Below are 11,882 nucleotides of genomic sequence, written 5' to 3' on the forward strand. Positions count from 1 at the left end.
AATAGGGAGAGGGTTCTAATGTCGTATATATTGAAAACCAATCATTTGACGAAAGTATTCGAAGGAAGGGAAGTTGTATCTTCTGTTAACATGCATGTGCAAAAGGGAGAGATTTATGGGTTTTTAGGTCCTAATGGTGCTGGTAAAACAACTGTCATGAAAATGATTACTAATCTTATAAAGCCAACAAATGGGGAAATAGAGATTTTTGGTGAAAAGCTAACAGATCGGTCATATGAGGTACTTAAAAGAATCGGATCAATAATTGAGTACCCTATATTTTATGAGAAACTAACTGCTAGAGAAACATTGGATCTTCATTGTGAGTACATGGGCTTTTACGACAAGAAGGAAATAGAGAAAGTATTAGAAATGGTGAATCTTCATACAGGAGGTAAACGAGTAAAAGAGTTTTCCCTTGGAATGAAGCAACGTTTAGGAATTGCGCGTGCCATAATCACAAAGCCAGAATTGCTTATTTTAGATGAACCAATAAACGGATTAGATCCCATTGGCATTAAAGAAATGCGAGAATTATTTGAAATGCTTTGTAAGGAATATGGAATTACGATTCTCGTCTCTAGTCATATATTAGGCGAAATAGAACAATTAGCAGATACAATTGGTGTTATTAATAATGGAAAGCTAATAAAAGAAATCTCTATGAATCAGTTAGCTCAAAGTCAATCTGACTATATAGAATTGGTCGTTCAGGATGGAAAAAAAGCCGCTTTTCTATTGAGCGACAAATTACAGCTAGTTAACTTTAAAATGGTTGATGATCATTGTATTCGAATATATGAATCGTCAGTCTCTCAACAAATGATTTCCAAAGTATTGTACGAACATGATATAGAAATTGAGGCCATTAGTAAAAAAACGAGCTCATTGGAGGATTATTTCATGAAGCTTATTAATGGAGGTGTAGTAAGTGTTTAAACTGATGAAGCTAGAAATGAAAAAGTTTAAGTTGTCTTCCTACTCGCGCAGCGCGATAATTGCTAATTTTGTTATTCTCGGTTTTATGTTTCTTATTTCCTTTATATCTAAAATGGAGGGAGATACTGACTTTGTGAATTATCAGGAGGCTATAGGAGTTATCGAATCCTTTGTTCGAGCGACCTTTATCATCTTTGCCTCCACTCTAATAGCTAAGCTAATAATAGGAGAATTCAAAAAGAAAACGATTACTACTTTATTTATGTATCCAATAAGCAGAAAGAAACTTATAGCAGCAAAGCTGACAATTATAATTATTTTTACCTTTACATGGATTATTATTTCTAATGTTTTTATTACAACTGTCTACTACTTTCTAACCGTAAACTATCAGCTAATTCCAGGTTCGTTAACAGCTGACTTTTTGCAAGAACATAGTGTGAGTGTATTGATGAATGCAATTTCTGCCTCATGTATGGCGCTAATTCCGCTTTACTTTGGAATGAAGAAATATTCAATTCCCACTACTATTATCACTTCGATTTTGATAGTAATGATTGTTTCCAACAATAATGGTAGCTTTTCATTAAACGATATAATTGTAATTCCGTTATCGTTGGCAGTGATTGGCCTAACCGTTGCGTATCTTGCTATTCGAAATATTGATAGGCTGGATATAAGAGTATAAGTAAAGCTTGAGGAGTATAGTTCAAAACCAAGTCAGGGGGCTCCAAACATGAAAATCAAGCGAAGTGAGATACTCACTAACGATGACATTTGGAATGCAGTTTTAGCCGCCTATGGAAACTACTCTTTTCCGACAGAAAATGAAAAAATGAATGATTTCTATATTTTATTTAATTATTTTTGTGAGATGGAAAGCGGTGGACATGAAAGCTTACTCAATTGGTTTTCACAGCCAATCAAACAGATGGGTACTCACGAATACTTAAGACGACTGGCTATAATGTTGGAGCAGATTGGTGCTAATGATTACGCTGAGATTGAGAAGGCTTATTTGAAAGAAATGGTGAATATTTTTGAGGTAATAGAAAGCCGTGGATTTGAAGGTCCTAATTATGAAAGTCTAGAAGCAGATTTCATGAAAATAATTGAAAAAGCCGATAAGGAATATAGAAATTTAGATGAGCAGATAAATGCTCAAATATACAAATATGCCTTGATTATATATAAAGAGGTACTTGAGCTAGATAATTGATGGAAAAAGGATGGTGTGACATTGTCACAACCATCCTTTTTAATTTCTTGAAACATTGAGAATATGGAGACAAAAGTCTAAATCTGCTTGTAAATGCTTCTCCATCAACTCTTTTGCTTGTTCGGTATCCTGCTGGGAAATAGCCTTGTAAATTTCCTCATGCTCATCTATCAGTTGTGGTCGCTTATATAATACTACAGTTTTTCGGAACAAATAAATAATAGATTTCATCCGATCAATTGTTTCAATCATATGAGAATTACCACTAGAATTAACAATAATTTGGTGAAAGAGTTCATTTGCCTCCATAATTTCTTCTGGAGTTCCTTCCCTACCAACCTTAATACAGTTTGCTAAAGTCTCCAAATCTTGCTCTGGTAAATAGGTAGCTGCTGTCTTTGCAGCAAAGCCCTCTAATAGAATCCTCATTTGAAAAAGGTTCCGTAGGTCCTTTTCGGAAGGTTGAACGACTTTTTTGTTTACGATGAGGCCTTCGTTCGTTAGCTGACGAAGAGCCTCGCGAATAGGAGTGCGACTAAAGCCTGTTTCCGTAGCAAGTTTTTCTTCAACTACTTTTGTGCCTCCAGTAATTTCTCCATTTAAAATCCGATCTCTTATTTCCTCGTATGCTTGCTGGGAAGCTGTCCGACTATTTGAATGTAACATTCCCATTTAATTCACTCCTAAAGTCCATTAATTCTCTACCATAAACTTAACAAAAATAAAGAAAGAAAGATAGTTTAGAAAAAATCTTGATTTTTAATGGATACAAATGTGTCTAAAATGTATACAAAAATGAAAAAAGAGTATACAATAACTTTATTGAAATAACCTGCAAGCGGTTTCAATTATAAAAACTTAATAATTATTACAAAAACACTAGGAGGAAATATATATTATGGCTAAAAAAGTTGGCTTTATCGGATTAGGAATTATGGGAAAACCAATGGCGATAAATTTATTGTCTAAAGGTTTTGAAGTAATGGTAAATGATTTAAATAAAGAAGCAGTGCAGGCATTAATTGATGCCGGGGCAACTGCGGGAGATTCAGCAAAGGTCATTGGGGAAAACAGTGAAGTGATTATTACAATGCTTCCTGCATCTCATCACGTACAGCAAGTAGTGCTAGGAGAAAATGGAGTACTTAGTGGAGCTAAAGAAGGCTCTGTAATTATAGATATGAGTTCTATTTCTCCTGTAGTTTCTAAAGAGATTGCGGAAAAGGCGAGAAAACAAGGTGTAGAAATGTTAGATGCGCCCGTAAGTGGAGGAGAGCCAAAAGCAATCGACGGTACACTTGCAATCATGGTTGGTGGGAAAGAAGAAGCTTTTGATCAAGTGAAGGACGTTTTATATGCAATGGGAGCTGAAGTTACTTTAGTTGGTGGGAATGGTAGTGGTACTACTGCAAAATTAGCAAACCAAGTTATAGTGAACTTAAACATTGCAGCAATGTCCGAGGCATTAGTGCTAGCTGCTAAAGCAGGAATCGATGTAGAAAAAATGTACCAAGCAATTCGTGGTGGATTAGCGGGAAGTGCAGTGCTAGATGCAAAGGTTCCACTAATTCTAGACCGTAACTTTGTTGCTGGAGGAAGAATTGACATTAATCTTAAGGATATGACAAATGTGATGGAAACAGCGCACGAAATTGGTGTTCCTCTTCCATTGTCAAGTCAGCTAGTCGAAATTTTCCATGCTTTAAAAGTAGATGGAAAAGCAGCAGATGACCATGGTGGAATTGTTCAGTATTACGAAAAACTTGCGAATGTTGAAGTAGGGAGAGCGGAATGATGATAAACAGTAAAGAAGCACGCAATACACAAGAGGTATTAGCATCTATTCCTTCGGTAGATACAAAATTAGTTCAACAAATGCTGAAAGATGAATTACGTAATTTAAATAAAAAAATTATCGTTTTAGATGATGATCCAACCGGTGTTCAAACCGTACACGGAATTTCTGTTTATACAGATTGGTCTATAGAAAGTATTGAGATGGGCTTCAAGGAAGACAATACAATGTTCTTTCTATTAACCAATTCTCGAGGCTTTACTGCGGCAGAAACGGAACAAGCTCATATAGAGATTGCTGAAAATATTGTGAAGGTAGCCAATAAAGTAAAGAAAGATTTTATTGTTATTAGTCGAGGAGATTCCACTCTAAGAGGTCATTATCCACTTGAAACGGAAGTTTTAAAAAATACGGTTGAACAGAATTCTAATGTTCAATATGACGGTGAGGTAATCCTTCCTTTCTTTAAGGAGGGCGGCCGTTTCACAATAGACAATATTCACTATGTGCAATATGACGAACAATTGGTTCCTGCGGGAGAGACAGAGTTCGCAAAAGATAGAACCTTCGGATATAAAAAGTCTCATTTAGGTGAATGGGTAGAAGAAAAAACGGAAGGTAAGTATACTGCTGAAAAAACAACTTATATTTCATTAACTAGCTTACGAGAATTGAATGTAGAAGGTATTACAAACCAACTGCTACAAGTTAAAAATTTCGATAAGGTAGTCGTAAATGCAGTAGATTACGTAGATGTCGAGATTTTTGTTATAGCCCTAGTGAAGGCTATGAAGGCTGGAAAGCAATTTATGTTTAGAAGTGCAGCAGCGCTCACAAAGGTTATTGGAGGAGTTAGCGATAAATCACTTTTAACAAGAGAAGAATTGATTAAGGAAGAAACAAATCATGGCGGGTTAATTTTAGTGGGATCTCATGTGAAAAAAACTACCGAGCAATTAGAAGTGTTGAAAACAAACGAATCTATTGAATTTATCGAGTTTGATTGCCATTTAGTTTTAGAGGCAAATAAATTCCAACAAGAAATTGATCGAGTGATTGAAACAACCGAGAGCCTTATTAAAGAAGGCAAGACAGTCACAGTTTATACAAGACGGGAACGACTAGATTTAGGCGAAGGTAAAAAGGAAGAAGAGCTAAAACTTTCTGTTCAAATTTCAGATGCAGTTACTAGCATTGTTCAACGTCTAAGTATTCGCCCGAACTTCATAATCGCTAAAGGCGGTATTACTTCGAGTGATATTGGGACAAGAGGTTTAGAAGTAAAAAGAGCTACAGTAGCTGGGCAAATCAAGCCAGGTATTCCAGTGTGGCTCACTGGTGAAGAAAGTAAATTTCCAGGAATAGCTTACGTTATTTTCCCAGGAAATGTGGGAGCGGTAACAACACTAAAAGAGACAGTAGACATGTTGAATAGATAAGGGGAGATTCTAAAGATGATAGTGGATACAAAAAAAATATTAACGGATGCTCAACGCGATCAATATGCTGTTGCTGCCTTTAATGTATATAGCTTAGAAACAGTCCAAGCAGCGATCAAGGTAGCAGAACAAGAAAATCAGCCTGTCATCATTGCATTAGGAGAAAGATACTTCCCGACAGTTGATGTAGAGGGATTTGCAGCAATGGTTAAAGCGATGGCTGAAAAAGCAACAGTGCCGGTTGCTTTACATCTAGACCATGCCTATGAAAAAGAATCTATTATCCGCGCTATTAGATGTGGTTTCACTTCAGTAATGTTTGATGGTTCTGCACATCCATTCGAGGAAAATGTCCGCCTGACGAAGGAAATAGTTGAAATTGCGCATATGGCAGGTGTATCTGTAGAGGCAGAAATAGGATCTTTAGCCAAAGGAGAATTTTCTGATGAGGAAGAGGGAACGGGAACTTTAACCGATCCAAAGGCTGCCAAAGCGTTTGTGGAAGCTACGGGAGTAGATTTCCTAGCTGCAGCGATTGGTACGGTGCATGGTATGTATAAGGGAGAGCCAAAGATCGATCTACCCTTACTAAAGAGAATCCAGCAAGCAGTAGATCTTCCTTTAGTATTACACGGGGGCTCTGGTACTCCAGAGGCTGTAGTAAAAGATGCAGTCCAACTTGGTATATGTAAAGTGAACGTCAATACTGAAGTATCGATGGCTGCCGTTTCATTTATGCAAGACTACTTAGCTTCTAAAAATATGGTTCATCTATCAACTGTTATGTCTGAAATGCAACAGGCAATGGAACCAGTAATGACGAAATTTGTTCGTCTATTTGCAAATAAATAAGTTTGTAAACTTCATAAGTAGTACTTTACCTATTTCTAAAATTTTATCTTAATTAAGTTAACCTGAGTACTTTACTGATAAAAAACGACTATTTAACACATGGTTGATTGTAGCGGCAGGCGGCGACTCCGGCGGGATGAGTGAGACAGATGAGACATCACACCCGACGCGTAAGCGACGGTGATGGCTTATCGCTCACCCCGCGGAAAGCGTCCGCTTAGAGCGAAAATCAATTATACTTTATGATTAAAAAGTATGTATTTCTATTTTATATTTCCGTATTATCTTTTTATATAATTCTGACTTTTAAAATTGATTCAAATAAATAGAATTTAAATAACATTTATAGAAATGAGGATTACAATGCCAATAGTATCTATTTGTATAGGGGTTGCCCTATTACTTTTATTAATGATTGTATTCAAGTTGAACGCTTTTATCTCATTGATTTTAGTTGCTTTAGTCGTTGGGATATTAGAAGGTATGACCCCTTTAGAAGCTATGACATCTGTTCAAGGCGGGCTAGGGGGAACACTCGGAAGTCTGACTATGATTATTGTATTTGGAGCAATACTTGGTAAGCTAATGACGGATTCAGGTGGTGCTCAGAAAATAGCCAATACCCTGATAAACTCTTTTGGTAAAAAGAGAGTCCAACTAGCTGCGGTACTTACAGCTTCTGTAGTGGGAATTGCGTTGTTTTTTGAAACAGGAGTAGTAGTACTGATTCCTTTAGTATTTACAATTGCAACTGCCGCTGGAGTACCAGTCTTATACATTGGTATGCCGGTTATAGCCGCACTAATTACTATGCATGGCTTCGTACCACCACATCCTGGACCAACTGCTGTGGCAAGTGTGTTTGATGCCAATATAGGTAAAACAATGCTATATGGAATTTTAATTGCGATTCCAGCGATTATTCTAGCAGGTCCTTTATACACAAAGTTATTTAAAAAGGATTTTTTAGAGGTAGAGATTCCAAAGGGTTTATTTAATCCTAAAGAGTTCACGGAAGAAGAGATGCCAGGATTTGTTACAAGTATTATTACTTCTCTTATGCCGGTTATTTTAATAGGCTCTCAGGTAGTGGTTGAAATTATTGCACCTGACTCAGCTGTTATGCCGTTCTTTGATTTTATCGGTAATGCAAACGTGGCATTGCTATTGTCAGTAATTTTTGCATTCTTTACATTTGGTATAAACAGAGGCAAAAAGATGAAGGATATAATGCAATCTGTTTCTGATGCAGTTGGTGGGATTGCTATGATTCTTCTAATTATTGCTGCAGGCGGTGCGTTCAAGCAAGTGCTGATTGATAGTCAAATTGATGTGTATATCTCAGATATAATGGCTGGTTCTACTCTTTCACCATTGTTAATGACGTGGTTAATTGCTGCTATCTTAAGGATTTCAGTTGGATCTGCTACAGTTGCTGGTATGACTGCTGCTGGTATAGCAGCGCCTTTAGTTGGTATTACTGGTGTAAGTCCAGAGCTTATGGTATTAGCAGCAGGTGCTGGTAGTGTAACTTTCTCTCATGTAAATGATGCAGGGTTCTGGATCTATAAAGAATACTTTAACCTGTCTATCGGGAAAACGATTAAAACATGGTCTGTAATGGTAACGATTATCTCCTTAGTTGGATTAGCAGGAGTCTTAATATTAAATATGTTTGTTTAAGCATGTTAAAGGTTCTTAAAAAAGTGAAGACAAGCCGATTTTGGCTTGTCTTCACTTTTTTTATTTTATAACCATGAATCGCATTAATTAATAACAGAAGTAATGATATACCCAGTATGATTGTCTCCAGAAATATTAACTTGATCAGTATTTGGTATGTGAGCAACCTCTATGTTTTCAACATACTGGACATAATAAGTAATACCTTTTATTTGTTTTTTATAATGTCGCTTTTCTTTTAAAAATAACAAATATTCCTCCAACGCAAAATTCTTTTTCTCCATCATGACACTATGAGGCAGACCAACATAGCGGAAATGCCAAGGCTCAAAAGCAATGCCCGTAACGTCTACTTTGTTTTTGGGGTAACGTAATATAAAGCCGTAATCAGCAGCATTCTTTGCCAGCCATTCACCTTCTAGCGTTTTCTCCATCGTACCTTGAGTGGATCCAATATCTAAGGAAAGGCCACTTTGATGTTCGCTATATCCAGTAGGAAGTGCATAACTAGCACCATTTTCCTCATAAAGTTGCTGTTGTAGATTTCCGCTACGGTAGGCACTATTGATTTTAAAGTGATGAATACCATCATTAGCAGCTTGTTCAAACATTTTCTGTAAAGGTTCAATGACTTTCTTTTCAAGCAGGTACTCTGAATCTACGACGACATTACTCGCTAGGTTTGATGGGATAACAGCTAAGTTAGTTGGGTCTTGCTGTAGTTTTGTTTCTTTATTGACTAAGATTAGCTCTCCGTTATGGACAGATTCATTATGTAACGGGATTTCCTGCTCTAGAGCTGGAGAATTCTTTAAAAAGAATGGAAAACCAATAATTATCAATACAATGGCCACTAATATTTTTTTCATGTAAACTCTCTCCTTTTCTAATAGTTCCTAGCTTAAGGAAGAGAGTTTAAATAGAAAGTGGGTAAAAGCTTAAATATTTCTTAAATCGAGAGGAAGCGTTACCTCAAAATGAATTCTCTGCTCTCCATTCCAAACATGGATGGACCCATGATGTTTTTCCACTATTGTTTTGGCTATATACAAACCTAGCCCCGTTTGCTTTTTTTGTAAACTTCTCGATTGATCTACTGTATAAAACATATCAAAAAGGTGAGGCAGGTCATCCTCAGAAATTGGTCTACCGTGGTTACTGAGGCGAATCTCGATTGTCTTGCTAGTTTTTTTGGCTATGATTTGTATAGGCTCTGTCAAGTCACCGTACCGTAGGGCATTACTTAATAAATTTTCAAAAACACGTGCTAGTTCCTTTCCATTCCCCATAGTGAATAGATTCGGTTCAATGCTTTCTTCGATTTTGGCATCCCTCTCATCAATGAGGGGATACATTTCATTAATCAATTGAAGAAGTAATTGTTGTATATTAATAGTCGTTTGTTCCGTTGTGTTTAAAGTTAAAGATAAATCTAATTTAGAAATATCAAATAATGTTTCAATGAGCTCCTCTAAATATTGTGATTTATTATAGGCAATTTTTGTGTATTCTTCTATTTGTGCAGGCGTTAAGTTGAGTTGATTTTGCAATAAGTTTAAATAACCAATGACAGAGGTTAATGGTGTCCGTAAATCATGCGCTAAATTGGCAATCAATGTTTCTTTACTACTCTGAGACAATGCTTGTGATTCAATTGCTTGCTTCAATCGGGTACTTGCCTCATTAATATCTTTCGCAATGTATTGGAATTCATCATTGGAGGAAATTTGTGTTTTGTAGGAAAAGTCACCATCTGCTAAATGACGGATGCCTTCAGAAATCTCCTTAAAATATTTTGTGTACGTTCTTGTTAACAAATAGAAAATGATAATGGCCAACGGTATATAAATGACCATGAATACATAGACATCGCCGATTTGTCGCATCAATTGACGGTAATACATATAGGTGTCACCGTAATAAACATTTTTTCGGTAATAAAGCTGCAATAGCTTATAAATGGAAAATGTAATAAATGCTGCAATGAGTAAGCTTTTTATAAACAAATAAATAATGCGCATGCGGAAGCTGTGTATAAATTTATTCATTGATTTTATAGCCTACTCCCCAAACCGTTTCGATGATTTTTTTAGCTTTGTTCGAATCATTTAATTTTTTTCGTAACGTGCGAATATGAACCATGACGGTATTAGCCCCTTCAAAATATTGCTCCTTCCAAACCTTTTCAAAGATTTGCTCAGAACTAAATACTTGGTTAGGGGAGCTTGCTAACAATAATAAAATATCAAATTCCTTAGGGGTTAAATCAACTTTTTCATCATTTACCGTGATGGTTCTTTCACTTGCTTTGATAATGAGATTTTGAAGTTGAATAATATCCTTCGTGTTTGTCTGTTCCGTTTGACTCCACTGAAAGGCTCTTCTTAATTGTGCTTTAACCCGAGCGACTAACTCTAAAGGATTAAAGGGCTTTGTCATATAATCATCTGCGCCGATGACAAGCCCGCTAATTTTATCGAAGTCTGATTGCTTGGCGCTTAAAAAAATGATCGGTGTTTGATGTGTTTGGCGTATTTGTGTAAGCACCTCATGACCATTTAAATGAGGCATCATAATATCTAAAATGACGAGATCAATAGGATTATTCTTAAATATTTCAAGACCTTCAAGGCCATTATGTGCCTGTAAGGTTTTGAATCCTTCGTTTTGCAAATGAATCGAAACAAGTTGGGCAATTTCTGTTTCGTCATCGATTATTAGTATTGTTCTTGTTTTCAAGGTGAAAATGCCTCCATTTCAATATTAATTGTTATAAATATAGGTCAATCTTAGCAAATATAATTATTATAGACGATAAATCTTAAATTTTTCTGAAGTAAAGTGCTTAACATTTATTAGAAGAATTTGTTGCATCAAGCTGTACAGAGTGAGACAGATGAGCCATCACAACCCCACGGAACGCGTCCGGTTAAAATAGAAATCAACCATTTTTTTATAAACTATTCCTGCAAGAACTTGACTTGTTTTTTTAAAGTAAAATAGTTATTTATTCAATCTATACGATATACTTACAGGTATGAAATTGGTTAGGTTGGTGAAGAGAATGCAAAGATACATAGGAGAAATATTGTTGATTGTTACCGCTATTATTTGGGGGAGCGGATTTGTAGCAAGTGCGGTATCGTTGGAGCACTATACACCCTATCAAATATTGGCCGTGCGTTTTTTAATGGGCGCATTATTATTAAGCGTTTTGTTTTTTAAAAAGTTCAAAAGACTTACAAAGCGTACTTTGTTAAGCGGAATAGTACTGGGGGTATTTTTGTATGTTGCATTTGCTTTACAGACGGTGGGGCTTCAATTTACAACTCCGTCCAAAAATGCATTTTTAACCGCTGTAAATGTTGTAATTGTACCTTTTATCGGTTTTTTAATATACAAGCGGAAAATCGATATGTATGAACTAACAGGGGCAATATTAGCAATAGCTGGTGTTGCAGTTCTATCTTTAAAATTGTCTGCCGAGATTAATGTGGGAGATTTGCTAACGCTAGGCTGTGCAGTTGCCTTTGCATTTCACATTTTTTACACTGCTATCTTCGTTCAGAAAGAGGATCCAGTTGTATTAACGATAGTACAAATGGGTACATCGGCTTTAATTGCTTGGATTATTGTATTCTTTAGGGGAGAGACGACTTTTTCTGTTGAAACAGAGGGAGTTCTTTATTTGTTATACTTAGGTGTTTTTTCAACAACGATTGCTTATTTAATGCAGACGGTTGCTCAAAAGTACATAACAGAAACAAAAGCGGCTATTATATTATCAACGGAATCATTCTGGGGTATGGTATTCTCGGTCATCATATTAAGTGAAATATTAACAGTTAAAATGCTTGTGGGAGCGATACTAATACTATTAGCTATTGTTATTTCAGAAACAAAGTTTAACTTATTGAAAAAAAGGCGAACCTTCATATAAGGAACATTTTCAATC

General features: G+C 36.1%; 12 protein-coding genes. 8 read left to right on the forward strand and 4 right to left on the reverse strand.

The window, feature by feature from the left end; translation table 11 throughout:
- Nucleotides 1-18 precede the first annotated feature (18 nt).
- From D0S48_RS17770 to D0S48_RS17780, 3 genes are read left to right on the forward strand one after another with little or no spacing between them, the layout of a single operon-like run.
- Nucleotides 19-939: an ABC transporter ATP-binding protein gene (locus D0S48_RS17770; protein ID WP_151113072.1), complete on the forward strand. Its 921-nt coding sequence runs from the start codon at nucleotides 19-21 to the stop codon at nucleotides 937-939.
- Nucleotides 932-1,627 carry an ABC transporter permease gene (locus D0S48_RS17775; RefSeq protein WP_151113074.1) on the forward strand — a complete coding sequence of 232 codons (696 nt, stop codon included), beginning with the start codon at nucleotides 932-934 and terminating at the stop codon, nucleotides 1,625-1,627. Before D0S48_RS17770 ends, D0S48_RS17775 begins: the two co-directional genes overlap by 8 nt.
- 48 nt (nucleotides 1,628-1,675) lie before the next feature.
- On the forward strand, nucleotides 1,676-2,158 hold the full coding sequence (locus D0S48_RS17780) for a DMP19 family protein (RefSeq protein ID WP_151113076.1): 483 nt from the start codon (nucleotides 1,676-1,678) through the stop codon (nucleotides 2,156-2,158).
- Between the two features lie 39 nt (nucleotides 2,159-2,197).
- Here D0S48_RS17780 and D0S48_RS17785 read toward each other — a convergent pair whose 3' ends face one another.
- Complete coding sequence (locus tag D0S48_RS17785; protein WP_370455706.1) at nucleotides 2,198-2,830, reverse strand: GntR family transcriptional regulator; 633 nt, start codon at nucleotides 2,828-2,830, stop codon at nucleotides 2,198-2,200.
- 226 nt (nucleotides 2,831-3,056) lie between these two features.
- Between D0S48_RS17785 and garR the strand changes: the two genes are divergently transcribed.
- The 4 genes from garR (at nucleotide 3,057) to D0S48_RS17805 (ending at nucleotide 7,927) form a co-directional block, all read left to right on the forward strand.
- On the forward strand, nucleotides 3,057-3,953 hold the full coding sequence (garR, locus tag D0S48_RS17790) for a 2-hydroxy-3-oxopropionate reductase (protein WP_151113078.1): 897 nt from the start codon (nucleotides 3,057-3,059) through the stop codon (nucleotides 3,951-3,953).
- Nucleotides 3,953-5,392, forward strand: a complete 1,440-nt coding sequence (locus D0S48_RS17795) for a four-carbon acid sugar kinase family protein (protein WP_151113080.1) — start codon at nucleotides 3,953-3,955, stop codon at nucleotides 5,390-5,392. Before garR ends, D0S48_RS17795 begins: the two co-directional genes overlap by 1 nt.
- A gap of 15 nt (nucleotides 5,393-5,407) precedes the next feature.
- The gene (locus D0S48_RS17800; protein WP_151113082.1) at nucleotides 5,408-6,244 is read left to right on the forward strand and encodes a class II fructose-bisphosphate aldolase; all 837 of its coding nucleotides are present in this window, start codon (nucleotides 5,408-5,410) and stop codon (nucleotides 6,242-6,244) included.
- 363 nt (nucleotides 6,245-6,607) lie between these two features.
- Nucleotides 6,608-7,927 (forward strand): gluconate:H+ symporter, encoded by a 1,320-nt coding sequence (locus D0S48_RS17805; RefSeq protein ID WP_144539045.1) that lies wholly within the window; start codon nucleotides 6,608-6,610, stop codon nucleotides 7,925-7,927.
- An 83-nt stretch (nucleotides 7,928-8,010) separates the two neighbouring features.
- On the opposite strand, the gene D0S48_RS17810 is transcribed toward D0S48_RS17805, so the two are convergent.
- From D0S48_RS17810 to D0S48_RS17820, 3 genes are all read right to left on the reverse strand, one after another.
- Nucleotides 8,011-8,796, reverse strand: a complete 786-nt coding sequence (locus tag D0S48_RS17810) for a M15 family metallopeptidase (RefSeq protein WP_151113084.1) — start codon at nucleotides 8,794-8,796, stop codon at nucleotides 8,011-8,013.
- Between the two features lie 69 nt (nucleotides 8,797-8,865).
- The gene (locus D0S48_RS17815) at nucleotides 8,866-9,975 is read right to left on the reverse strand and encodes a HAMP domain-containing sensor histidine kinase (RefSeq protein WP_144539041.1); all 1,110 of its coding nucleotides are present in this window, start codon (nucleotides 9,973-9,975) and stop codon (nucleotides 8,866-8,868) included.
- Nucleotides 9,968-10,666, reverse strand: coding sequence for a response regulator transcription factor (locus D0S48_RS17820; protein ID WP_144539039.1), 699 nt, complete (start codon nucleotides 10,664-10,666; stop codon nucleotides 9,968-9,970). Before D0S48_RS17820 ends, D0S48_RS17815 begins: the two co-directional genes overlap by 8 nt.
- A 325-nt stretch (nucleotides 10,667-10,991) precedes the next feature.
- Here D0S48_RS17820 and D0S48_RS17825 point away from each other — a divergent pair, with 325 nt between their 5' ends.
- A complete protein-coding gene (locus tag D0S48_RS17825) occupies nucleotides 10,992-11,867 on the forward strand; it encodes a DMT family transporter (protein ID WP_151113086.1) in 876 nt (291 codons plus the stop codon).
- Nucleotides 11,868-11,882: the final 15 nt, after the last annotated feature.

Source organism: Psychrobacillus sp. AK 1817 (genome assembly GCF_008807035.1).
Taxonomy (GTDB): Bacteria; Bacillota; Bacilli; order Bacillales_A; family Planococcaceae; genus Psychrobacillus; species Psychrobacillus faecigallinarum.